Consider the following 25,826-nt stretch of genomic DNA (forward strand, 5'->3'; position numbering starts at 1 on the left):
ACCTTCTAATAATTGCCTACCTAAAGTCCCCTCAGCTGAATAACCAATCAAAAGAATTGTTGCATAACTGTTGGATATGTTGTCGGCAATGTGTTGCTCCACTCGACCGCCAGAAATCATGCCTGATGAAGAAATAATTATACATGGTTCATGATAATTACGAATTGCTCGAGATTCCTTTTCGGTTTGAAGGAAAAATAAATTTTCCACATCGAACAAATCATCGTTTTCTTTTTGAAACGCTCTGGCCTCTGGATTAAGATATGCCAAATTTTTTTCGTAGATGCGTGTTGAACTTTTACCCATAGGACTATCGGTAAATACACGAATGGCTGGAAATCCGCGTTCCTCGATTAATCGATTAAGCGTGTATAAAACTGCTTGGGTCCGACCTACAGAAAAAGCTGGAATAATTAATCTCCCAGGTTTATCGATACAAGTTTCTTTGATTACTGAAGCTAAAGCATCAATAGGTTCAACTTTATCTTCGTGAATTCGATTACCATAAGTGCTCTCACATACCAAGTAATCACATGCAGGCATGGGAAACGGGTCAATATGTAAAGGATAATTAAATCGACCTATATCACCACTAAATCCTAAGGTTTTCGTTTGGTCTCCTTCAGTTACCGAAAAATACAAATGTGCTGCCCCTAATAAGTGACCCGCTGGAATAAACGTTAATTCTAAGCCCGGTTTGATTACAAACTTTTTATTGAATTGTAATGTGACAAAATTATCTAAGGAATCCTCAACATCTTTTTGAAGGTACAAATCCCCACGCCGCAACAAGCGATCCATTTGCTTATGCTTTTTACGACTCTCCCCTTGAGCAGCACGCAATTTACGTAAGTGTAAACTTGCGGAATCCATCAACAATAAAGCGGCTAATTCAGCTGTTGGCGGCGTGCACAATACTTGTCCCTCATATCCTTCACGATAAAGCATTGGAATATTACCTGAATGGTCTATGTGGGCATGTGTTAAAACAACTAAATTGATTAAAGTAGGATCAAAAGGGAAAAAAGGTCCAGGTTCAAAGGGTACTTCGAAATCAATAGATCGCTCCATGTCCGTCCCACAATCAATTAAAATCTTATATCCATCTTCAAGCTCCAACAAATACATTGAACCCGTAACTTGTTTGGCTGCTCCTAGAAACTGTAACTTCATAAAGTAGAAAGAAAATAGGGCCACAAATGGCCCCAATACTCTACAAAAATACAAGTATTTTCTTGAAATACTATTTAACCTCTCGCGCAAATTTTGCTTGCGCCTTATCAAGTTCTTCTTTTGTCATATCTCGATCAGAAATTATCGTACGATATCTGAAAGTAATCGTTTCTCCTTTCATTAGCGTATAATTTAATGACGTTTTACCATTACTAAATACGGATAAACCTAAAGGATTAACAGCAAAAAGGCCATATCCACGGGCATGCCAATAACTTGGATACGTAACATTAGCTGGATGATCTAAAATGGCCACATTTATAGGATGATTATCCATTTTTCCCGTCAAATTCATCCATTTAGCACGCGTACTCCAAACAGCTTCACCTTGTACCCCCTCACTGCTGATGTAATTCCCACTAACACCTGTATTATCCATTACCGGAACCTTGGTTTCAACGCCATGTGCGTCAGTAAATACATCCGGTTTGTTGGAAGGGATTTCCAGTTGGCGGGCTACTCGAATCGCAAACATACCATCTTTAACATCCCTAAAGGTAACCACATCACTAACCGCTTTCAATGTAGTAATTCGGTCAATGATACGAATATCGTTAGAACCCGAAAATACATAAGTAGTTGATTCATCTAAAACACGCTTACCCTTGCCATCTTCGTCAATCCAAGCAGCAGTAACCACTAAAGAACCTTGAGCTCCCTCTGAAATCTTAGTAATACTTTCATGGCGAATTGTTCCCATTTTATGAGCTTTCAACGATTCTAAAATGCTATTTGAATTATTCCAATAATCATAGCCGTTAACATCCTCATAATTTAGCCACATACCTACATGATGTGGATGATCTACACGTTCACCAGCACGAGGGCTCATAGGAAATCCACGTGTAATGGTAGTGCCCTGAGCAGATAAAATTGGAAACAAAACGGCTTTTTTTAATTGACTTTCACCCGGAAAAAAATACGAGGTAAAATATTTCCCACCCACCATCACATCAACCTTATCCGACTTCTTTAAAAAGGTAACACGATCCTGAGCCTTAGAAAAAAAAGAAAATACCAAACAAAAAACAATGATAAGATGCTTCATACAAATAAGTTTAAAGTAAAATTCCGGAGAAAAATTCTCCGGAATTATTACAAGATAAGAAATTCAAATTGAAACTAGTATCCTGGATTTTGAGGAAAACCAGAAGCTGTACCTTCAGCTCTATCAATTTGTAATTGAGGAATAGGCCTTAGGACATGGTGTGCCTTGATAAATGGTGCGGCCTGTGGATTATGAAGCTTTACGCGTTCAACTAAATTACCCCAACGCGCTAAATCAAACCAACGAGACTGCTCACCTAACAATTCACGCTCGCGTTCATCCATAACGAAGTTTACATCTAGCTGACTGGCTGTAACTAACATAGCAGATTCTTTACCAGGCCATGCCGCACGACGACGAATTACGTTGTATGTAGCCGCCGCATCAGCAGTTGCTCCCGAGAAGAATTGCGCTTCAGCCAACATCAAATACGTATCAGCTAAGCGAAAAGCGATAAAATCGCGACCTCCTTCGAATTGTGTACGATCTACACGACCACCATCAAAGTGCTTATTGATAGCCAAGAAAATACGTTCATCGTAACGAGATGGAACTAGAACTTGGTATTTCTTTTTTGCTCGCTCCTCAATAGGCATCTCATATCCTGGCAAGAAAATAGCCGTATCACCTAAAGCAAAAGTTACCGTACGCTTAGTTAAATCAAAACTAGTGTTATAAGTTCCTGGTCTATTAGATAAATAAGTATCCTTAAATGTCTTCTTATACCGACTATCATTCTCTCTGTCTTTAAACAATACATCTAACGTATACTTCGTAGGCATGTAACGCTTAAATGGACGGCCATTTTCTGTGTCACGCTGCATACCAGGTAAAACATCATACTCCATTCCAAAGAAAACGTGTGCGTTATTACCGCCGGCATTCGTTAATGGGTCACGCGTGTATTGAATAGACCAAATAACTTCACTATTCATTTCATTACCTTGTCTATGCACATTAGCAAAATCAGGTAATAAAGTAATTCCATAATTAGAAATAACGTTCTTGAGGCTACCAATTGCTTTGGCATAATCATCTCCAGCCTTGGCTGTAGATGTAGCTTTTGTTAAATATACCCGCCCTAATAAATGCTCCGCACCTGCGCGTGAAATACGACCATAATCAGCTGAACGAGCTTTATTTTCCAAATCAGGAATAGCCTCGGTTAAATCCTTAATGATCTGAGCATACTGAGCTGCCACCGTGCTGCGCTTAACAATTTTAGTAGGGGCAAGTGTTTCCGTTAAACGCAAATCCACACCTCCAAACAATTGCGTTAAGATAAAGTAGTGGTGGGCACGAATAAACTTGGCTTCAGCTATCCGTTGCTTCTTTACGGTCTCGGCCATACCAGAAACTTTAGAAGCACGTTCGATAATTGCGTTGCAAGTATTTATTCCTTGATAAAAATCATTCCAAACTTCAGCTATCTGACCATTACGTGTATCAAACTCCGTAGTATACGTATTCATCATCTTCCAACTACCATCCGCACCATTCTGATATGAATCCGTACCAAAAATAGTAAGGTTCATACCGCGTTCCGTTCCATACCAAGAACGCATAGTTGAATACGCTGCACTGGTAGCATCATTTAAACCTTTCGCTGTATTAATATAATCATTACCAATACGTGAAACAACATTCTCTGTTAACAAATCATTGCAAGATTGAGTACTCAAAGCAACTGCTCCAATCAAACCAATATTTGCTAAAAAACTTAATTTTCTAAAAACTTTAAAGCTTTTCATATGTATTCAATTTAATTAATTTGATTAAAATTTAAGGTTTAAACCAAACGTGGTTACACTAGTAGCAGGAGATACGTTGGTGTTAACCTCGCCACCACCAACACCTTGCTCACCATCAACAAACGTTTCTGGATCGATACCTTTGTATTTTTGACGATATTCTGCCAAAATTAATGGCTGTTGAATACTTGCAAATACACGTACGCTTTGCATCTTCAACTTCTTAGCCACATTATCAGGAAGATTATAACCAATATTGATGTTCCTAATCTTAAAGAATGAACCCTCAAAATAAGTTAGTGAACTACCATACTTAGGGAACTCCTGTGTTACCACTGGTTGAGGGAACTCATTCGTTGGATTATTTGGCGTCCAATAGTTCAAATTCAAGTTATTGTAACGACCAGCTAACTGATTCACGTTATCATGGAAACGGCTACGAATTAATTGCCCAACACGCGCAAACACAAAGAACGAAAGATCAAACCCTTTGTAAGAGAAACGGTTCGTTAAACCGGCCGTGAATGCTGGTACAGCCGAACCTAAAATCTGACGGTCATCTGCATTAATTTTACCATCGCCATTAAAATCTTCTACTTTAATTTGACCTACACGCTCACCCATAGCTCTAGCTGCATCAGCCTCATTCGCTTGCCAAATACCCACTTTCTTTAAATCAAAGAAAACACTTAATGGCTGACCAATGAAACGACCTGCACCAATATCATCTACCTTTCCATTAGCTAAAGAAACAATCTGCTCTCTATTACGGTTGAAAATAAAATCAGAAGTCCACTGGAAACCACCACGATCGATATTAACGGTATTTAATGTTAATTCAATACCTGTATTTTGTGTCTCACCCACGTTCGTTGTAAATCCACCAAAACCAATTGAGGTAGGTAAAGGTTGAGGAGCTAACAAGTCTGTCGTATTTGTTTGATAGTATTCAGCAGAACCAGATAGACGTCCACGGAAGAAACTAAAGTCTAAACCAGCGTTTGTCGTTGTAGAAGTTTCCCAACGTAAATCTGGATTACCGATGGAATTTGGACGGTAACCAAAAGCAGCTGTATTATCCCAAGCATATGCAGTACGTCCTAAAAGGGCTTGTGTCTGATATGGTGTAATCGCTTGGTTACCAATGGCTCCCCAAGAAGCACGCAACTTCAACTGATCAATAGCAGAAATATTCTTGATAAATGGTTCCTCAGAAATATTCCAACCCAAAGCGAACGATGGGAAAAGACCAAACTTCGTATTTGCACCAAAACGAGATGAACCATCCATACGAACCGTAGCCGTAAATAAATACTTCTCCTTATAATCGTAGTTCACACGACCCATGTATGAAAGCAAGGTCCACTCAATTAAATCAGTATTAGCCCCTGTAATTTGATTTGCATCTCCCAAACGATGATAAGCAGCAGATTCAGCTGGAATACCATTTACTGAAATTGTAGTACGCTCATCGCGGTCACGCTGAATAGATTGTAAACCTGTTAAATTAAGATTGTGAACATCTTTGAATTTCTTATTGTAAGTAACAATATTTTCTAAAGTCCAGTTAAATAAGAATTGTTCATTAATACTACCTGTAGCATTACCACCACGGTTATTATTCGTAAATGCACCAATAAATCGACCCGCTCTACCTACTGTTAAGTCAGGACCAAAGTTGACACGGTATTTTAAACCTTTCGCAATATCCCACTCACCGAATAAACTATTAAACGTTCTATAACGCTTATTTTCATCCACATTCACTCCTGTAACCAACTCAGAGAAAGGATTAGTACGTAAACCATCGTTGGTCGGCAAGAATACTAAGTTACCTTGCGCATCATATGGCTCTCCTAAAGGATTCTCCTGCATCGCACCAGCTAGGAGGTTTAGATTTTCTCCATTACGAACTGAATTTACAATTAACGTAGATAAACCAATTTTGATTTTATCATTAATCTTATGATCTAAATTCACACGGAATGTAGTACGAGAGAAATCTTGTGACTTAACTACACCAATATCTTGAAAGAAGTTAGCCGAAATGTTAAATGTCGTTTTCTCACTGCCTCCAGATACTGCAACTTGATGACTTTGAATCGCACCAGCACGTAACATTCCTGCTACGTAATCCGTAGAACGACCATTTTGAATACTCGTTAATTCACGTGGCTCAAATATCTTAGCATCATCTGCAGCAGTAGCAGCACCCAAAGGATATTGTCCAACCGCACGACGAGACTCACGCTTATATTCAGCAAACTGAGCTCCATTCATTACACCGATAGTTCCCAACTCTTGGTTTAATCCATAATACGAGTCAACTGAAACGACGGTTGCACCAGCTTTTCCACGCTTCGTAGTAATGATAACAACACCATTCGCACCACGAGCACCATAAATAGCTGTAGCAGAGGCATCTTTCAATACTTCCATCGAAACAATGTCATTCGGGTTTATATCATCGATACCACTAGATAATGGAATACCATCAACTACGTACAAAGGATCATTCGACGCATTAAATGAACGACGACCACGAATACGAATCTGAGGACCAGCACCTGGTTTAGAACCTGGCTGAACTACGTCCACACCCGCAGCTCTACCTTGTAAAGCCTGACGTGCGTTGGTAATAGGTAGTTCTTGAATCTCTTTTGAACCAACAGATGAAATGGCACCAGTCATCTGACTTTTCTTTTGTGTACCATAACCTACAACAACAACCTCTTGTAAAGACTTAGTATCTGCTACCAAGACTACATTAATTTGTGTTCTGTTTCCTACTGTGATATCCTGAGAGATAAAACCAACGGAAGAAACAGTTATAACTGCAGAACCTGAAACCGTAATTTTATAGTTTCCATCTGCATCAGAGGTGGCACCTTTTGAGGTACCCTTAACTGAAACGCTTGCCCCTGGAATTCCCGATCCATCATCAGAGGCAGTTACTCGACCCGAGACCGTCCGGTCTTGAGCAAGTACTTGAATTCCAATTAGCACGAAAAACATGCTAAACAGAACCTTAGAAAGTAATTGTTTTTTCATAGGTAAGAAAAATTTTTTAGTTTAAGGTTTGCAAAGTAAGGTTAATCTTATTCCACAATGCTTCGCATTCATCGTGATTAAGCTGGTTTTCAAAATTTAATCGCCCTCTTCGAAGTAACCAGTTCTTCTTCGAGAATTTCGTTAAAAACAGTTTAAATAAACGTTTACGGTACTTATTCGGATAAATTATACTGCTTTTAACTGATTTTGGCATGGCCATTATTATTCATATAACCCTATAAAGCAGTACACAACAATGATTTACTCAAATAAATATCATTATTGTGCTAATTTATTTATGCCGTCATACGCTCATTAACTAGTTTTTCTTTCATAATCCGTAAAGCTCCAAATATCAAATTATATACCGATTGAGGATTAATTTTCATCGAATCGGAAATTTGATCTGTATCCATATTTTCAAAAAAACGCAACGAAATAGCTTCTCGTTGTCTCTTACTCAACAAATTCAAACATGCTGCTAGTTTTTTATTTAACCGAATTTCTTCTTCATATTGAATCAAAAGAGATTCTTGAGAATAAGCTGGCTCCATATAATCCATCATATAATTGGTATGATGCGCATGATTTTTTAATTGGGCCTCTAAATGACGAATCAATTTTCTTTTAATTGACGCCATCAAATAGTACTTAACACTCGTCGTAGGTCCAATAGTGGCATGATTACGCCATAGTTCAACAAATAAATCATGTAAACAATCTTTAATCAGTTCCTTATCATTGGTTACTCCCATCGAATATGAATACAATGGTTGTACAAAATGCTGATACAATTCAGTAAATGCTTTTTGATCTCCTGAACGAAATCTGTCCCAAACACGCACTTCGTCAATTATCACTTTTTTACTCATCATCATGGTTTTGTACTTTTCAATTAAATAAAAGAATTGACTAATAAACCTTTACTATCACTCGCTCTAATATATATAACGCGAGTATTAAAATTCAATGATTTTATTTAATTTTTTTCCGTAAACGATTACGGAAACGATTACATTTTTTTTTATTTTCAAATGAGCCTCAAAAAGTGAAAAAATTATGTGCAACTTTAAAAAATTTAAACAAATCCAGTAATTGTATTATTAGCACAAATATCAGCATGCAGAAAAAATTAAATACAACCGATGCTACTTTGTTGGTCATGGGTTCTATGATAGGTTCGGGAATATTTTTAGTTAGCTCTGAAGTCGGCAGATCATTAACATCGCCTATTTGGTGGATTGCTACCTGGATATTAACCAGTTTTTTGACCGTTACCGGTGCTTATGCATATGGAAAACTATCGAGTAAATTTCCCGCAACAGGTGGGCAATACATTTATTTAAAAGAAAGCTATAATCCTTTAATCGGATTTCTATTCGGTTGGACAACTTTCTTAGTAATTCAAACGGGAACTATTGCGGCAGTAGCGGTCGCATTTGCAAAATATACGGGATTCATCTGGCCCAATATCATTAATGATATTCCATTCATTGGAAATTACATCACTAGCCAACAAATTTTAGCTGCTCTATTAATAATTGTATTGACTGGGGCTAATTTAAAAGGCATTTCATTTGCCGCTATTATTCAGAATATATTTACAATTACCAAAATTGGAGCGATTCTATTGATTGTAATTATCGGTATGTATGTAGGATTTGCGAATGATTGGATACATTTTCAAGGATTCTTTGCCGAAGGAAATACGCTAAATCCGAATACCAATAAATTAGAAATGGTATCAACTCCCACCCTACTCAGTATTTTTGGTGCCGCGATGATTGGCCCCTTATTTTCATCATCCGCTTGGAATAATGTAACCTTTGCGAGTCAAGATTTTGAACACCCTCAAAAAACAATTGCCAAAGGTTTAGTTTATGGTTCAGCTTTGGTATGTGCTTTATACCTATTAACCAATTTTGCTTATTTAGCTATACTTCCGCTACAGGGTGATCCAAATGGTACCACTAGTTATTTGCGTGGCATCATGTTTGCTAGTCAAGATCGTTTGGGATCTGCTGCACTTCAAACGGTATTAGGCAACATGGGAGCTTTAGTGATGGCTATCCTAATTATGATATCCACCTTTGGATGCAATAATGGAATTATACTGGCAGGAGGACGTTTGTTTGAAGCTATGGCACACGATAAATTATTCTTTAAAAAGGCCGCTCAGGTAAATAAAAACAACGCACCCGCATATTCGTTAATCATTCAAGGAGTTTGGGCTATCTTGTTATGCTTTTCAGGTTCCTATAACAGCCTATTAGATTTTACCGTGTTCGCTATTCTATTATTTTATTTTCTAACTGTATTGGCGGTTTTCAATCAAAAAATAATGAAAGAAAAATTACCAATAAAGGATCAGGTACTTTTTGTCACTTACTTACTCATCTTATTGGTTATTTCGATAAACCTTTTGTATACCAAAACAGAAACGTCTTCTTACGGATTAGGCATCGTATTGTCAGGAATACCTATTTATTACATCATGCGGAAGAAAGAAACGATCTAAAAAGTTTTAAACCAAGTAGCTAGTCTATCAAACCAATATTCTTGAGTCGTTTTATTTTTCAAGCCAAAACCGTGCCCGCCTTTTGCCATTATATGTAGGTCTACAGGGACATTTTTATTCGATAGTGCAGCAGCATAATTCAAAGAATTGGATACCGGAACGGCTTTATCATCAGCGGCATGAACTAAAAATGCCATGGGCGTATTCGTATCAACTTGCTCTTCGTTAGAAAATAAATGGAGTAATTCATCTGTTTTATTGCTTCCCAATAAGCTATTCACTGACCCTTGATGACTGTTACCACGAAAAGTAATTACGGGGTAAATTAAAATTTGAAAATCAGGACGCAAATTCATACCATCATTTACTTTGGTATAGTCAACCTTATAATGTGTTGCTGCAGACGCCGCTAAATGACCTCCGGCTGAAAAACCCATCACGCCAATTTTTGTTAACTCAACTTTCCAAGCGCTAGCATTTTGCCTAGCTACTCTAATTGCTTGTTGGGCATCTTGAAGTGGAGCAAACTGCTTTTCCACTTGCCTAGTGCTATCGGGTAATCGATAATGTACAACCATGGCATGCACACCTATCTCATTTAATTTAAGAGCAATGTCACTTCCTTCATGAGACGCTGCTAAAATACGGTAACCTCCACCAGGAAAAATAACCACCAGCGGTTTACTTAACGAAGGCTCAACGGAAGATAGATACAGCGTATATGTTGGTTCCGTAACATTGGCAATCCGTAAAATACCATCTGTAGTTGCTTGATTCTGTAAATTTTTCCCTGCTATAAAATTAGGAATCTCTTTCGGATACAAAGATTTAGCAGATTGACCATTACTTGCGATTGAGGCTAATGTCATGGAGAATAAAATAAGGTATTTCATAGGTTTAGATTTTTTGCCTGTCGGTCGTAATTAAGACCACAGCAAATAAAATTAAAAAACTGGCAATTAATAACATGGGTTGCAAGGACTCATTTAAAATTAAATTGCCTAAAAATAAAGCAATAACCGGATTTACATAGGTGTAAGTCGCAACCAATGTTGCATCACAGGCTTTAGAAAGATAGCCAAATAGTGAAAAACCAAACATTGAGCCAATCAAAGCCAAATACCCAAAAACCCCATAAGCTTTTAAGGGTAAATTGGAAACTTCAAAAAGTTCATAGTCGCCACGTAGACTACTGATAACCAAAATAACTAATGCACCAAATAGCATTTGAATAGCACAAACTTGCGTAAAATGATACGTATTAGCCTCTGTAATTTGAGTTCGAAAAACACCCACATTCCAAGCAATGACCGCGACTGAAAGATACAAAATGCCTTGAGTAAAATCAGATTCTTTCCCTTCTATGGCTAAGGATTTCTGAGACATTAATAAAAGAATACCAATCAAACCTAAAAGGGTACCCACCAACTTGCGAACAGAGGGCTTTCGACCATGAAGCCAGAAAAATAAAACCAGCAAACTGGGCCCTAAGGCCATAAAAACGGAGGAAAATCCGGATGGTACAATGGATCCAGCTAATGACATAAAGCCATTACCTAGCGAAATTAAAAGAACGCCAGCTTGTAAATGAATACGCCAATGCTTGGTAGACATTTTCTTCCAATGCCCTCCCAGTATTGACCATACTAAAAGTAAAAATCCCGCAGTAAAATTACGTGAATACGTGATGACCAAAGGAGGTAAATAATCAAGCAGTATACGAACACTTAAAAAAGTTGAACCCCAAATTAGATACAACAATCCTAAGGATACAATTTCTCGGGGACCGATGGCTTTGGGCTTATTCATCCAATAAATCTGGTCTACGCTCCATGGTGCGCTTTACCGCTTGCTCATGTCGCCAAGCATCAATCAATTTATCATTACCCGATCTAAGAATTTCTGGAACCTCCATACCTTCAAAGGAAGCAGGTCTCGTATATACTGGAGGTGCCAATAAGCCATCTTGAAACGAATCAGTTAATGCTGACATTTCATCGCCAATGGCACCTGGAATTAATCGAATAATTGCATCTGCTGTAACAGCAGCAGCTAACTCCCCACCGGATAAAACATAATCACCGATGGAAATTTCTTTGGTAACATACTTTTCCCTGATTCGCTCGTCTATACCCTTATAATGTCCGCAAATAAAAATCATATTTTGACATAAACTTAACTGATTAGCTACCGTTTGTTTAAGAACAACGCCGTCGGGTGAAAAGAAAATAACCTCATCATATACGCGCTCAGCTTGAAGACTTTCCAGACAACGGGCTAATGGTTCAATAGCAATAACCATGCCCGCTCCTCCACCAAAGGGATAATCATCTATTTGCTTATGTTTCTTGCTAGAATAATCATGCAAATCGTGCAATACAATCTCAACCAAACCCGCATTGGCTGCTCGCTTGCATATTGAATGTTCAAAAAAACTGGACATCAAATGAGGTACTACTGAAATTATATCAATCCGCATCATAGGATTCATTCAAATAAACATCCAATAAACCATCAGGCAACTGGGTGGTGATTACTTTATTGTTCTTATCGACCTGTGGAACAATTTCGTCAGTCAGTGGAATCAAAACTTCTACACCTTGATAAATCATAATAATGACATCTTGTGCTCCAGTTGAGTAAACCTCCTTTACACTACCTAGAGGACCAAGAATCAAGTCAACAACTTGGTAATCGACAATTTCATGGTAATAATATTGATTATCATTCAATTTGGGGAGCATGGCAACCGGGAGGAATAATTTAGATCCAACTAATTCCTTGGCGGAATCCACAGAATCAATACCTTCTAAAACAATTAAATTCATATTATCCCGAATTTGTAATTCAGCTATAAAATATGGGACCATCTCATTGCCTTGTTGGACAAATACTGCATCCAATGATTCGTACGCATAGGGGTCATCGACATCCATAAAAACATGAAATGCGCCCTTTAAACCATGTGGTTTCGTAAGGTAACCAAATTCAAAATATTCCGTCTTTGCCATAAGTACAAAAAAAAATCATACAAACTTGAAAAACAAATCTGTATGATTTTTAAAAATATCAAAAAAATTATTCAGCGGCCGCTTCTTCACCCGCTTCTTCAGCTGGTGCTTCCTCTACTGCTGGAGCTTCTTCAACTGCAGTAACCTCTGCAACTGGAGCTTCTTCAACTGCAGGAACTTCTGCTACTGGCGCTTCTTCAACTACCGTCTCTTCTGCTACTGGAGCCTCTTCAACAGCAGCAACTTCTGCTACTACATCTTCAACTTCAACACCTGTAGCTTCTTCATCTGCCTCGTTGATTGCTTCTACAACACTTGCAACAATAGCCTCGTCTGCTACTTTGTTTTTCGCTGCAATAACTTCTGCACGAGCAGATGATACCTTCGCTTCAGCCTCTAAACGAGAAGCCTTCGATTTTGCTTTTGATTGAGCTAATTTCGCATTGCTTGCCTCTACTTGCTTCGCTTTTTCTACTTTCCAAGCTTCAAATTTCGCATCAGCTTGCTCTTGTGTCAACGCACCTTTCAATACACCCACTTGTAAGTGTTTTGCATACAAAATACCTTTTGAAGAAAGTACCGCACGCGCAGTATCAGTTGGTTGAGCACCATTTAATACCCATTGAATCGCTTGTTTTTCATTCAATACGATTGTTGCTGGATTGGTGTTAGGATTGTATGTTCCGATTTTCTCTACGAATTTACCGTCACGAGGTGCACGAGCATCTGCAACAACAACATCGAACATTGCTAACTTCTTGCGTCCACGACGCGCTAATCTAATTTTAACAGCCATTATATATGGGTTTGTGAAGGATCTCGTCCCTCGGTTAATAAAAATGTCTGCAAAAATAGGAATTTTACTCCGAAAAACAAAAAAGAAAAATGAGAAAATAAACCGATAAGCCGAATTCTGTAAGCATTTGTATGCCCTCTTATCATTTATCTTGACGAATACTCACGCATTCGTTCGAGCAATCTACCCACTGACATCGGACGAGCAACCCTTTTGTCTTGCGACAGTCAGCCTATTTGATCTTGCAACCCGTGAGGTTTACCTATGCCCCATTTGTTACCAAATGAGCGGTGGGCTCTTACCCCACCTTTTCACCCTTACCTCGAAAGGCGGTTATTTTCTGTGGCACTAGCTGTAGAACAATTAAATTCCCCTTCCTGTTAAGAAGCACGGCGCTCTGTGTTGTTCGGACTTTCCTCTTTTAAAAAGCGATAAGATGGTTTATTTTCTCTCCGCAAAAGTACGACTATTTTCTTAGCTCCCAATTCCCTTTAATTTCTCCTAAAATTCCTATTCCCGAATCAGTGAAAAATAACCTTTGAAAAGAAACATGACCATCGGCTAATTTTAATCCTATAACATTTTGATTAAGGGCTAGCAATGACTCGCTTCCAGAAAAACGAAATTGACTTATAGATTGATTGATTTTACGCTTTAAATGTCCTCGTACAAAAAAGGGAACGCCTTCCAGGTCAATCGACTTAACCTGCATACCAATAATAGCTGAATCAATTAACATAGGGTTTAAACGGATGCTAGCTTTCGCTTTTTTGCCATCAATCGCGTTAAGTTTCACAAAAATAGATGAAGTATCAGCCGATAATTTAAATTGGTAATTCTTAAACTGGGGGTACTTTTTTATCAGGTCTTCCAATCGCCTGTAGGATAATTCTAACCGAAAAGGCAATAGGTTAGATGAAGTACGCAATTCCATTAACTTACTTGATGAAGCCATTGAAACAGAATCTGTCAGCGCCAATGCGGTTCGTATCAGTAATTTGCCCCGCAAACCATGGGTTTGAAAAATCAAATCCTTCATATCAATATCGGCACCTTGAAAACGAATTTTACCGAAAGGGGTTTCAAACGACATGGGAAGCTTATTAACTAGACGTGTTAATGATCCCATGCTCGTTATTTGACTTAACTGTTGGGTAAATTTTGACTGAATTTCAGGTATTTGTCGATCAATCAAAGGTTCTACTATGCCTTTAACTTGCACAGGGAATCCAAGTACGCGCATCTCTGGTTGCGTTATCCAAGAATAACTAAAGATTACATCACGAATATCACGGTGATTAATATCTTTCCAATTCCACGTAAGGTCCAACAATAAATTGCTCTTAGCCTGAATTAAACCTGTATTTATTCCAGCAATTGAAGGTCTAGCGTCCACTTGAACCGGGAGTTTAATTCCCACCACCCCATTTGAACGTATTTGTACTTGAGGCCTCTGAATAGCACGTAATGTTAATGGGAAATCTACTCCTGGTTGATTTTTGGAATCAAAAAAAACCTTTCCTTCTTGTAAGCTTACATAGGAAAAAAGGCTATCATAAGATAAATTAAAATCAATTGAAACGGTTTTGTTTACCACCTGGGGAACAAGCTTTTGGTAGGAAGCAATAACACCGACTGTTGGCACTGCCCGTTGACAACCAATCAAAAACAACCCCAAAAAACTTAAAATTACGTACCGCATACATAATAAAAGCCCCAATCCTGCCAAGCGCAAAATTGAGGCCTCTAATTGGTTAAAAAATCTTTAGGTTAGCAAACCACCATCTACTTGTATCGTTTGACCTGTCACATAAGAAGACATATCTGATCCAAGAAATAAGCAAACATTAGCTACTTCAGCTGCATCACCGCCACGCTTTAATGGAATGGATTTTTTCCATTCTTCTACAGTAGCTTCATTCAACTCACCGGTCATCTCTGTTTCAATAAATCCAGGTGCAATCGCATTACAACGAATGTTACGAGAACCCAACTCTAAGGCAACTGATTTTGTAAAACCAATTATACCGGCCTTTGAAGCTGCATAATTTGCTTGACCTGCATTACCTTTTACGCCCACAATAGACGTCATATTAACAATAGAACCAGATTTAGCTTTCATCATCGGCTTAATTACCGCTTTGGTTAAGTTAAAAACAGACTTTAAATTAACACGGATAACCTCATCCCATTGCTCTTCTGTCATACGCATTAACAAACCATCGCGGGTAATGCCTGCATTATTTATCAACACATCAATTTGACCAAAATCCGCTACCACCGAATTGACTAATTCCTCTGCCGAATCAAACAAAGAGGCATCAGAACGATATCCTTTTGCTTTAATTCCATAAGCCTCCAACTCTTTTACCAATGCCTCGCCCTTTTCAACTGATGATAAATAAGTGAAAGCAACATGAGCCCCAGCCTGCGCAAATGAGTTAGCAATTGAACGACCAATCCCACGGGATGCTCCAGTAACTAACACTACTTTTCCTTGTACTAATTGCATGTAATAAATGGTTATTAATGTATTATTTCTTCTTCTTTCTTGTCAAAGTTAAGGTTTCTGTTTCTACTAAATAATCTGCTTCAATCACCTCACCTTTAGCCAACTCGCCCTTTAAAATTTCTTCAGCTAATGGATCTTCTAAATACTTCTGGATAGCCCGATTAAGCGGTCTAGCTCCATACTGAGGATCATATCCTTTGTCGGCAATGAAATCCTTCGCTTTATCAGTCAATTCAACGGCAAAACCTAAATTACTCAGGCGGGTCATCAACTTAACCAATAACAAATCAATAATTTGATGTAAATCGGCACGCTCCAATGAATTAAAGACAATAATATCATCCAAACGATTGATAAACTCGGGTGCAAAGGCTTTCTTCAATGCATTTTGAATCGTTGCCTTAGCCTGTTCTTCCAAATTGTCAATGCGTGACTTCGTTGAAAATCCAATACCAGCACCAAAATCTTTTAAATCGCGAGCACCAATATTTGAAGTCATGATGATAATTGTATTTCGGAAATCAACGCGACGACCTAAGCCATCCGTAAGAATACCATCATCAAGAACTTGTAATAATAAGTTAAACACATCAGGATGTGCTTTTTCTATCTCGTCTAACAAAACAACTGAATAAGGTTTCCGACGAACTTTTTCAGTAAGTTGACCCCCTTCTTCATAACCCACATATCCTGGAGGCGCTCCTACTAAACGCGAAACACTGAATTTCTCCATGTATTCACTCATATCTATTCGCACTAAGGAATCCTCCTTATCAAATAGATACGTGGCCAAAACTTTTGCCATTTCGGTTTTACCAACACCCGTAGGTCCTAAGAATATAAATGAACCGATGGGCTTATTCGGATCTTTTAAGCCTACACGCGTACGTTGTATGGCTTTAACTAATTTCTTTACAGCATCTGATTGACCAATCACATGTTTAGTTAATTCCTGCTCCATCTGCAGCAATTTTTCACCTTCTTTAGCCGCAACACGATTGACTGGAATACCTGTCATCTGGGCAATTACTTCTGCAACATGCTCTTCAGTAACGGTGAATTTCTGTTTTTTAGATTCTTCTTCCCAGTTGGTCTTAGCCAAATCCAATTGATCGATTAATTTCTTTTCACGATCACGCAATTGGGCAGCCTCTTCATACTTCTGAGACTTAACTACTTGATTCTTTTCTTTTTTTACTATTTCAATTTGATTTTCCAATGCCACGATATCGGCAGGAACTTGAATGTTAGAAATGTGCACTCGAGCGCCAACTTCATCCATTACATCGATGGCCTTGTCAGGTAAGAACCTATCCGATATATACCGATCAGATAATCTGACAGCCGATTCAATTGAATCATCCGTATAAATAACATGGTGATGTTCCTCGTATTTATCTTTTATATTATTCAATATCTCAATGGTTTCATCTACCGTTGTAGCATCCACCATAACCGTTTGAAAACGTCGAGCTAGAGCGCCATCTTTTTCAATATACTGACGGTACTCGTCTAAGGTCGTCGCTCCAATAACCTGAATATCGCCACGAGCTAAGGCTGGCTTAAACATGTTGGAGGCATCCAAAGAACCTGAAGCTCCTCCAGCGCCAACAATGGTATGTAATTCATCAATGAATAAGATTACATCAACAGATTTCTCTAATTCATTCATGACCGCTTTCATGCGCTCTTCAAACTGACCGCGGTATTTCGTACCAGCAACCAACGAAGCAATGTCCAACGTTACAACACGCTTACCAAAAAGTACGCGCGAAACCTTTTTCTGGATAATTCGTAAAGCCAAACCTTCAGCAATGGCTGTTTTTCCTACACCTGGCTCTCCAATTAAAATAGGGTTGTTCTTTTTACGACGGGATAGAATTTGTGCAACACGCTCAATTTCTTTCTCACGTCCCACAATAGGATCTAATTTACCTTGTTCTGCAATTTTGGTTAAATCACGACCAAAGTTGTCCAAGACTGGCGTCTTGCTCTTCTCCCCTGCTTTGGCAGTTGAGGATCCACTTGAACTTCCTGAAGAACCCGAATTTGAGCCACCGAATAGCCGATTATCATCATCCGAATCATCAGTATCCGAGGAAGCCTTGGGAGAATTATCTTGTGAATTACTGGATTGGAATTCAACCATTTCTTTAATTAAATCATAATGAACTTGGTATTTTTCCAAAATCTGTGTCGCCACATTATCCTCATCACGCAAAATTGCCATGAGTAAATGCTCCGTACCAACGATATTCGTTTTGAAATATTTAGCTTCCAAGTAAGTCAAACGAAGCACTTTTTCCGCTTGTTTGGTTAATGGAATATTCAACATGCTTTGTTTATCAAAACTAGAACGACTTGTTGAAGCAGTTGAATGCTCTATACTTTGGCGCAATTGATCCATGGATACGCCTGATTTATGTAACAAATCAACACCTGGACCCTCTCCATCACGAATGATACCTAACATTAAATGCTCTGTACCAATGTAATCATGCCCTAATCGCAAAGCTTCTTCACGAGCTAATGCAATAACTTCTTTAACCTTATTTGAAAACTTAGCCTCCATATTTCCCTAATTAATATTAATCAAAACGCACCTAAGCTATTATTTGTTCAAACTCTTTTGTAAAATTTCACGCGACTCAATTCCGTAATTCATAACTAAATCTAAAACAGACAAATTTGGAACAAAGGTAGTTCCAAAACATTGCCTGTAGGCAACCGGATTATAAATTCCCCTAGCGTTATAATTAACTTTTGGGCTAATAACATTCCAATACGATTTACTTGGCATCTCTTGAAATGAATCAGTAAAAATAAACTGCGGCTTCTTTTGTAAAAAACGCGCAATTGTATTTAAAAAATGAATATTTAAATCTACTAAAAATTTACTTTTTTTCGCAAATATCTGGTCGATAAATGGTTCAACATGTTCAAAAAAAGGAGCCTTGCCATAGGCAGATTGAATAGCGCCACGATGTCTTCGCATCCAATCTTGCGAATAATCAATTTGAACATCTTTAGTTAACTGCTTGCCTATATCTCCTTGAATAATCGGAATTGATAACAATTCCACTCCGTTTGCACCCAAAATATAACTTCTGTTTCGGTAAGTCTGCTTCGGGAAATTTTCATAAACTTCAAATTCTATCGAAGGCTCATCAAAAATCAAAGCGCAATATTCGACAGAAGGTAAATAATGAATATCAATGTGCATTCAAAAAATAAGTGGATATTTGCAAAAATAGCAGATAAAAGCGACTAACTCGACAAACAAACCATGATGTTTTTTTACAGACTTCTAGGAAGACTACCCTTACGTATATTATATGCCTTATCGACAAGCTTAAAATGGGTATTTTATTACCTAATTTCTTATCGAAAAAAAGTCATTGAGAAAAATATAAAAAACGCTTTTCCTGCCCTCAATGCAAAACAAATCAAACAGTTAACGTTTCAGTTTTATGCTTATTTGACAGACCAACTCGTCGAATTTTTTTATGGAGTTTCCGTAAGCAAGGAGGAGATGTTAGATCGAATACAATTAGTTAATGAGCATTACATATCGGATTATTTAAAAGCCGGCACTCCAGTAGTGTTAGTAGCTGGGCACCAAGGAAACTGGGAATGGGCGATTCACCGACTAGCCCTTTCCAACAATCTTTATGATGTTGTTTATCAAAAGTTGAATAATCCTGCTTTTAATGATTTCACGATGGAGGTAAGAAGTAGATTTCCCGGTGTAACCCTACTTGAAAAACGTGAATCTATACTAGCAACTCGCGAAAGAAAAGATATTTCGCGTGGAATATGTTTAGCTGCTGACCAAGCACCTCAAAAACCTGAATCAGCTTATTGGACAAATTTTCTAAACCAAGACACCGCATTTTTTACAGGAATGGAACGTTTTGCCAGAGAATATAATTACCCCGTTGTATTTCTTGAATTAATTAGAAAAGAACGAGGAAAATACATCATGAGTTTTGAGCCTATTGCGAGCCCAGATTATACAGTTCTGCCGAAAGGTGAGATCATTGAACGCTTCGTCCGCCGACTGGAAAAATCAATCATTCAATACCCTGAACAATACCTATGGTCACACCGCAGGTGGAAACACAATAAACCCAATGAGGTAACTTTAAAGTGGTAATTATTCAAAATCAGACACATCACCCGCACCGACACGGATAATCTCAACGACATCCTCAGATAAGTCCAATACAGAAGAAGGATCGTACCCTCCATATCCACCATCCAAAACCAAATCAATTAGCTTTTCATAGCGATCAAAAATTAAACTGGGATCCGTAAACTCCTCTACTGGTAACCCATCTTGGGGCAAAGTAGTCGTCAATAAGGGATGTCCCAATTGCCGAACAATTTCTAAAATGGGTTGATACTCAGGAATTCGAATGCCCACCGTTTTCTTACCTTGAATCAAAATAGAAGGAACCTTTGAGCTAGCGGGTAAAACAAAAGTATAAGGTCCTGGTAAATAGCGTTTCAAAATCTTAAACGCAAAATCGCTTACTTTTGCGAAGTTTGCAATTGAACTTAAATCCGCGCAAATAAAACTAAATCGATTTTTTGTGGGTTTAATCTGTTTAATCTCGCAAATTCGATTAACCGCTTGTTGGCTCTGAATAGAACAACCCATTGCATACATCGTATCTGTCGGATAAATAATTACTCCACCCTTCTGCAGCACTTTTACTATGGATTCGATTAACTCCGTAGAATTATTTCGATCATATATGGTACGAAGTTCAGCTGCCATGCTAAAAATTTAAAAAGAAATCCGATTCAGCTTTTTCTTCTTCCTTTTCCTCAATTTTAACCTGATCTATACTGGCATTGATTTCAAAGCCTACAATCAATATTAAACCGACAAAATACAACCAAACCATTAAGGCAATTAATGAACCTATGGAGCCATAAATCTTATGATAACTTGCAAAATTGACTAAATAAAAAGAGAATATATTAGAAATTGCAATCATTAATATAGACGCTGTAATACAACCTGCATTAAAAAATTTCCAACGCTTATGGATAGCAGGAGCATAAAAATAAATTAATGAAATGGTAAAAAAGAAAACAGAGAAAATAACGAGGTAGGTCAAAACTTTTGTCAGGTAAAAAGTGAAATTATATTCAAGAATCCCCTCTTTGGCTAAGTACTTAACCACAATATTGCCCAAAATAAAGACCATAAATGAGGTAATCAGAACAAAAGTCAACAGGAAATTTAAACCTAACGCAACCAATCTTTCCTTCAAAAAACCTCGATTTTCACTCGTCTTGTATGTTAAATTAAACGAGCGCATCAAAGCTAAAATACCACTTGTACTCGCGTACAACGCAAAAAGAAAACCAAATGACAACACTCCTCCTCGCTTCTTATTTACTATCTCGGTAATCAGTTCGGTAAGATCACTTTGAAAATTTTTAGGAACAGTGGCCTTAATAAAACTGATGATTTTAAAATCGAGATGTTCAACAGGCAAATAAGGTAATAAAGAAAATAAAAAAATGATGGTTGGGAATACGGCTAAAGTAAAATTATACGCTACTGCTGCAGCACGAACATCAATATCAAATTGAAAGATTTTTTGATATAAAATAGAAATGACACGAACGAACAAATAATGCTCTTCGTACTCTCGCCAAATCTGTTTTATTTCCTCAAATAAATTTTTTCTCATGTTGGGTAATAAGGCTGTAAAGCACTCAAAACAAATTCAGGTGCTTTAATGACTTTTTTAGACTTTAAATCCATGAAAACGAGTGTCGTTTTTCCTTCATTGATCAGTTCACCGGCTTCATTCTTGATTCGATAAGAAAATTCAATCTTTGCTGTAGGTAAGCGATCAACTTGGCATTCAACCGACAACTCATCATCATAAAGACCTGGCGCAATAAACTTGGTATAATGTTCTGCCACCGGCAAGCCTATGCCGTTATCTTCCAATGCCTTATAGCTTACGCCCAAACTTCGCAATGTTTCAACGCGCGCTATCTCATATAGACGCGCATAATTTCCATAGTATACATATCCCATTTGATCTGTATCCGCATAACAAACACGGTATTTTACGGAATGTGTATACATTTTAATATATTTTTCTCGCGTTCAAAGCGGCCTGAAACTTAGCGGCATTTGCCATATGTTCCGGATAAGTAGCTGCAAAATTATGGGTGCCTGAAAAATCTTCTTTGGCACAAAAATACAGGTAGTCGTGCTTTTCTAAATGTAAAACCTTGTCAATTACATCTTTGGGAGGAATGGAAATAGGTCCTGGAGGTAATCCTTTATTTCGATACGTATTATAGGGTGAATCAATTGCCATAAGCTTTCCTGTAACGCGCCTAATCGAAAAATCCTTCCATGCGAAAACGATTGTTGGGTCCGCTTGTAATGGCATTCCTATCCGAAAACGATTCCAATAAACTCCCGCTATACGGGATTGCTCAATAGTCGCTTTACTTTCCCCATAAACGATTGAAGCTAAAATACCTACTTGAATAGGCGTTAAACCCAGTGCATTCGCTTCCTTAATTCGTTTATCTGTCCAAAAGCCCTGGTTGGCCTTTAGCATCTTTATCATAAAATCATCAAATGTTGATGTCCAAAAAACATCATAAGTATCGGGTATAAACAAACAGGCAATCGTTTCTGGCGAATATCCATACTTGGATGTAATCGCATTGGAATCCAACATCTTCATGAGGTAGGTTGAATCATAAGGCAATTGCTTAGCTAATTTAGCTGCGATATCTTCCTTTAGCCGAAAATTATTTATCGTAATACGCAATGCATCTTGCTTGCCATTGCGCATTTTCCGTAACAATTCCCAATTACCAGATTCTGGCCCAATAACATAACGTCCGGGTTTTACCTTTTCCGCCACGCCCATAACTTTAGCTAAAAAACGAAAACTCAGTTTATCTCGAACGACATCGTGTTTATCAAGGCTGTCTAAAAGCTGTTTAAAATCGGAACCTTTGGGGATTAAAATTGCATATGACGCCCCTTTGACATTAAAATTGGGCGTTTTAAATATCTGCCAAACATAATAGGAGAACATGGCCGCAACCAAAGAAAACAACAAAATAAAAATCTTTATTTTTTTATTTGAAACCATCTTAATCTAATTTAAAATTTACTGAAAAACGCGTTGCTAAAGCTTGCAAATCGGCAATAACCGGATCCAATAAAGGTATACCATCCAACCTTCTAATTTGTTCTAATTCCCTTTCAGGATCACCAGGAATAATTACTGACTTTCCCTCTACTGCATCTGCTGATCGAAAACGCCTAATCCATTTATCCATATCCGATTTAAATGCATCCGCGGGACGAAAAGCATCAACCCGCATCGCACCTAAAAAATGACCTGTACCCTTCCCAACCGTTTCACCTGCCTGCATAAATCCAGCCGTAGCAAAGGGGGGAACCCATGGGCCGAAATTGGCTCCTGAAAGAACACCGGAGAGTATATCAACAATCGCTCCCAAGCCATAGCCTTTGTGAGATCCATGCTCTCGATCACCACCTAAGGGCAAAAGTGCCCCACCATTTTTAATGGCAAATGCATCTTGACAAGGCCTCCCCTCTTTATCTTGAACCCAGCCTTGTGGTGTATCTAATCCTTTTCGTTGTAAAATTTCTAATTTCCCATAAGCCACCGCAGTTGAGGCAAAATCAGCTAAAAAAGCAGGTTCTTCATTGGCAGGAATACCCACAGCAATGGGATTTGTTCCTAATAACTTCTCTCTTGAAAATGTGGGGGTGACCAAAGGCGCTGCGTGCGTCATAGCCCAACCAATCATACCTTTCTCAACAGCCATCAAAGCATGGTAACCTGCAATTCCAAAATGATTTGAATTTTGAACCGCTACCCAACCTGTTCCAGCCATCGTTGCTTTTTGAGTAGCTATTTCCATAGCTTTGGGAGCCACCACTAAACCTAGTCCGCGATCACCATCGACTAATGCCGTAGAAGGCGTCTCATGTAAAATTTTTACTTCTGGTTTCGTATTCAAACGTCCATTATCATACAAACGAACATAACCAGCTAAACGAGCTACACCATGAGAATCAATTCCCCGAGCATCTGCAGAAACCAAAACATGAGCTGCTAATGCAGCATCCTCTTGCGGACAACCAATTGATTCAAATATCGAACGAACAAAATTCAGAAGTTGTTGGTAGTCTGCTTTCATAACATAATTTAACAACAAAGATAAAAATAAGTATTGGGAAAAATTTATCAAATTTGTTCTAAAATAATCAACAAATGCAAATAGCGAACATTCTACAAAGTATCTGGTTCTGGATTTTACTTATTATCATAGGTGTCCTCATTCGAGACATTTTCATACAAAAGAGCCATACGATAACGCACAACTTTCCACTTGTAGGGCATTTTCGTTATTGGTTAGAACAAATAGGACCCGAACTTAGGCAATACATTGTAGCAAATAACCGCGAAGAATTACCATTTAACAGGCAAGAGCGATCTTGGATTTATGCTTCCTCAAAAAACGAAAATAACCTACAAGGTTTTGGAACTGACCAAGATTTCAATACGCCTGGATATATTTTCATTAAAAATGCCATGATGGGATATAACCCACCTGCAAATCATAGCAGCAAAAAGAATCCAGGGATCATTCCAGCAAACAAGGTGATTGGACTTTATCACAAGAGAAAAAGACCTTACCGTCCATATTCAGTCGTAAATATTTCTGGAATGAGTTATGGCTCCCTTTCAGCCAAAGCAATAGAAGCACTAAACAAAGGTGCCAAAATAGCTGGTTGTTTCCACAATACAGGAGAAGGCTCATTATCGCCGTATCATCAATTTGGTGCGGATGTGGTTTTGAATATAGGAACCGCATATTTTGGGGTAAGAGAACTGGATGGAACTTTTTCAATGAAAAAACTTATACAAAAAGTTGAAGAAAATCCACAACTACGTGCTATAGAGCTTAAATTATCACAAGGCGCCAAACCAGGTAAAGGCGGAATGTTACCAGCCTCCAAAATCAACCAAGAAATTGCTGCTATACGAAATATACCCATGGGTAAGGACGCTATGTCACCAGCATTTCATGCTCAATTTACCAATGTAAGCGAAATGGTTGATTTTATAGAAGCTATGGCCAATGAAACAGGTATACCTGTTGGCATAAAATCTGCCATCGGTAAACTAGAACAATGGGAAGAATTAGCTGCGCACATGGCTAAAACAGGAAAAGGACCTGATTTTATTACAATCGATGGTGGTGAAGGTGGAACGGGAGCCGCTCCACATGCCTTCGCTGATCATGTATCGATGCCATTTACCTTTGCTTTTGCTAAAATTTATCAAATCTTTCAGCGGCATGATTTAACTGATAAAATCTATTTCATTGCATCCGGAAAATTAGGCTTTCCAGAAAAGGCTCTTTTAGCATTTGCCATGGGAGCTGATTCTGTTAATATTGCCCGAGAATCTATGATGTCGATTGGTTGTATCCAAGCACAAAAGTGTCATACAAATCACTGCCCAACTGGAATAGCTACATCAAATAAATGGCTACAATCTGGAATAGATGTGACCTTAAAAAGTGAACGATTTTACCGGTATCACCATACCTTAGTTAAAGAAATAGGGGAAATTACGCATGCCTGTGGCTATGAGCATCCAAGTCAAATGAACATGGATGACATTGAATTATCTATGGGTGATAATAACCGAACCATGACATTGGCTAAGGCATACGGATATCACAAAACAACGATACCCTATGAAAATTTCAATACATTAATCGCTTGTCCCTATTTAGGAGGGCAAGATGCTAGAAATCGTTTAGAAATTATGGCTGATTGATTGGAGATAAACGATTATCTTT

At 38.1% G+C, this 25,826-nt stretch carries 22 protein-coding genes and 1 other RNA gene; 3 read left to right on the plus strand and 20 right to left on the minus strand.

Going from position 1 to position 25,826, the window contains the following annotated elements:
• The 5 genes from ACIQZ2_RS07845 to ACIQZ2_RS07865 form a co-directional block, all read right to left on the minus strand.
• The coding region (locus ACIQZ2_RS07845; RefSeq protein ID WP_395768300.1) for an MBL fold metallo-hydrolase at positions 1-1,173 on the minus strand (1,173 nt) is incomplete at its 3' end.
• 70 nt (positions 1,174-1,243) lie between these two features.
• Complete coding sequence (locus tag ACIQZ2_RS07850; RefSeq protein ID WP_395768301.1) at positions 1,244-2,281, minus strand: PmoA family protein; 1,038 nt, start codon at positions 2,279-2,281, stop codon at positions 1,244-1,246.
• A gap of 74 nt (positions 2,282-2,355) precedes the next feature.
• Positions 2,356-4,032: a RagB/SusD family nutrient uptake outer membrane protein gene (locus ACIQZ2_RS07855; RefSeq protein WP_395768302.1), complete on the minus strand. Its 1,677-nt coding sequence runs from the start codon at positions 4,030-4,032 to the stop codon at positions 2,356-2,358.
• Positions 4,033-4,056: 24 nt separating this feature from the next.
• Positions 4,057-7,083, minus strand: a complete 3,027-nt coding sequence (locus ACIQZ2_RS07860) for a SusC/RagA family TonB-linked outer membrane protein (RefSeq protein WP_395768303.1) — start codon at positions 7,081-7,083, stop codon at positions 4,057-4,059.
• A 296-nt stretch (positions 7,084-7,379) separates the two neighbouring features.
• Complete coding sequence (locus ACIQZ2_RS07865; protein WP_395768304.1) at positions 7,380-7,961, minus strand: RNA polymerase sigma factor; 582 nt, start codon at positions 7,959-7,961, stop codon at positions 7,380-7,382.
• 242 nt (positions 7,962-8,203) lie between these two features.
• Here ACIQZ2_RS07865 and ACIQZ2_RS07870 point away from each other — a divergent pair, with 242 nt between their 5' ends.
• The gene (locus tag ACIQZ2_RS07870; RefSeq protein WP_395768305.1) at positions 8,204-9,601 is read left to right on the plus strand and encodes an APC family permease; all 1,398 of its coding nucleotides are present in this window, start codon (positions 8,204-8,206) and stop codon (positions 9,599-9,601) included.
• Here the strand turns inward: ACIQZ2_RS07870 and ACIQZ2_RS07875 are convergent.
• From ACIQZ2_RS07875 to ACIQZ2_RS07920, 10 genes are all read right to left on the minus strand, one after another.
• Entirely contained in the window at positions 9,598-10,494 is an 897-nt protein-coding gene (locus ACIQZ2_RS07875; RefSeq protein WP_395768306.1) for an alpha/beta hydrolase, read from the minus strand. The genes ACIQZ2_RS07870 and ACIQZ2_RS07875 overlap by 4 nt on opposite strands.
• A 4-nt stretch (positions 10,495-10,498) precedes the next feature.
• The gene (locus tag ACIQZ2_RS07880) at positions 10,499-11,410 is read right to left on the minus strand and encodes an EamA family transporter (RefSeq protein ID WP_395768307.1); all 912 of its coding nucleotides are present in this window, start codon (positions 11,408-11,410) and stop codon (positions 10,499-10,501) included.
• Positions 11,403-12,080 carry a tRNA (guanosine(37)-N1)-methyltransferase TrmD gene (gene trmD, locus ACIQZ2_RS07885; RefSeq protein WP_395768338.1) on the minus strand — a complete coding sequence of 226 codons (678 nt, stop codon included), beginning with the start codon at positions 12,078-12,080 and terminating at the stop codon, positions 11,403-11,405. Before trmD ends, ACIQZ2_RS07880 begins: the two co-directional genes overlap by 8 nt.
• The gene (gene rimM, locus ACIQZ2_RS07890) at positions 12,070-12,612 is read right to left on the minus strand and encodes a ribosome maturation factor RimM (RefSeq protein ID WP_395768308.1); all 543 of its coding nucleotides are present in this window, start codon (positions 12,610-12,612) and stop codon (positions 12,070-12,072) included. The genes trmD and rimM overlap by 11 nt, the downstream gene beginning before the upstream one ends.
• Before the next feature lie 67 nt (positions 12,613-12,679).
• Complete coding sequence (locus ACIQZ2_RS07895) at positions 12,680-13,408, minus strand: 30S ribosomal protein S16 (protein WP_395768309.1); 729 nt, start codon at positions 13,406-13,408, stop codon at positions 12,680-12,682.
• A gap of 90 nt (positions 13,409-13,498) precedes the next feature.
• Positions 13,499-13,856: RNase P RNA component class A (rnpB, locus tag ACIQZ2_RS07900), an RNA gene on the minus strand.
• Between the two features lie 18 nt (positions 13,857-13,874).
• Entirely contained in the window at positions 13,875-15,110 is a 1,236-nt protein-coding gene (locus ACIQZ2_RS07905; RefSeq protein WP_395768310.1) for a hypothetical protein, read from the minus strand.
• A gap of 63 nt (positions 15,111-15,173) precedes the next feature.
• Positions 15,174-15,920, minus strand: coding sequence for a 3-oxoacyl-[acyl-carrier-protein] reductase (fabG, locus tag ACIQZ2_RS07910; RefSeq protein ID WP_395768311.1), 747 nt, complete (start codon positions 15,918-15,920; stop codon positions 15,174-15,176).
• Positions 15,921-15,942: 22 nt separating this feature from the next.
• Complete coding sequence (locus ACIQZ2_RS07915; RefSeq protein WP_395768312.1) at positions 15,943-18,492, minus strand: ATP-dependent Clp protease ATP-binding subunit; 2,550 nt, start codon at positions 18,490-18,492, stop codon at positions 15,943-15,945.
• Between the two features lie 39 nt (positions 18,493-18,531).
• Positions 18,532-19,143 (minus strand): WbqC family protein, encoded by a 612-nt coding sequence (locus ACIQZ2_RS07920; RefSeq protein ID WP_395768313.1) that lies wholly within the window; start codon positions 19,141-19,143, stop codon positions 18,532-18,534.
• A 63-nt stretch (positions 19,144-19,206) separates the two neighbouring features.
• On the opposite strand from ACIQZ2_RS07920, the gene ACIQZ2_RS07925 reads away from it, so the two are divergent.
• A complete protein-coding gene (locus tag ACIQZ2_RS07925) occupies positions 19,207-20,076 on the plus strand; it encodes a lysophospholipid acyltransferase family protein (protein ID WP_395768314.1) in 870 nt (289 codons plus the stop codon).
• Here the strand turns inward: ACIQZ2_RS07925 and ACIQZ2_RS07930 are convergent, their stop codons facing one another.
• Genes ACIQZ2_RS07930 through ACIQZ2_RS07950 form a run of 5 tightly spaced genes read right to left on the minus strand, consistent with a single transcriptional unit; the run spans position 20,077 to position 24,152 of the window.
• A complete protein-coding gene (locus ACIQZ2_RS07930; protein WP_395768315.1) occupies positions 20,077-20,703 on the minus strand; it encodes an L-threonylcarbamoyladenylate synthase in 627 nt (208 codons plus the stop codon). It lies immediately after the preceding gene.
• Position 20,704: 1 nt separating this feature from the next.
• A complete protein-coding gene (locus ACIQZ2_RS07935; RefSeq protein ID WP_395768316.1) occupies positions 20,705-21,631 on the minus strand; it encodes a YihY/virulence factor BrkB family protein in 927 nt (308 codons plus the stop codon).
• Positions 21,628-22,038: an acyl-CoA thioesterase gene (locus ACIQZ2_RS07940; RefSeq protein ID WP_395768317.1), complete on the minus strand. Its 411-nt coding sequence runs from the start codon at positions 22,036-22,038 to the stop codon at positions 21,628-21,630. Before ACIQZ2_RS07940 ends, ACIQZ2_RS07935 begins: the two co-directional genes overlap by 4 nt.
• Before the next feature lies 1 nt (position 22,039).
• Positions 22,040-23,071 carry an endolytic transglycosylase MltG gene (mltG, locus tag ACIQZ2_RS07945; RefSeq protein ID WP_395768318.1) on the minus strand — a complete coding sequence of 344 codons (1,032 nt, stop codon included), beginning with the start codon at positions 23,069-23,071 and terminating at the stop codon, positions 22,040-22,042.
• Position 23,072: 1 nt separating this feature from the next.
• Positions 23,073-24,152 (minus strand): Ldh family oxidoreductase, encoded by a 1,080-nt coding sequence (locus tag ACIQZ2_RS07950; protein ID WP_395768319.1) that lies wholly within the window; start codon positions 24,150-24,152, stop codon positions 23,073-23,075.
• Between the two features lie 74 nt (positions 24,153-24,226).
• Between ACIQZ2_RS07950 and ACIQZ2_RS07955 the strand changes: the two genes are divergently transcribed.
• On the plus strand, positions 24,227-25,804 hold the full coding sequence (locus tag ACIQZ2_RS07955) for an FMN-binding glutamate synthase family protein (RefSeq protein ID WP_395768320.1): 1,578 nt from the start codon (positions 24,227-24,229) through the stop codon (positions 25,802-25,804).
• Positions 25,805-25,826: the final 22 nt, after the last annotated feature.

This window comes from Aquirufa sp., assembly GCF_044342065.1.
Lineage (GTDB): Bacteria > Bacteroidota > Bacteroidia > Cytophagales > Spirosomataceae > Aquirufa.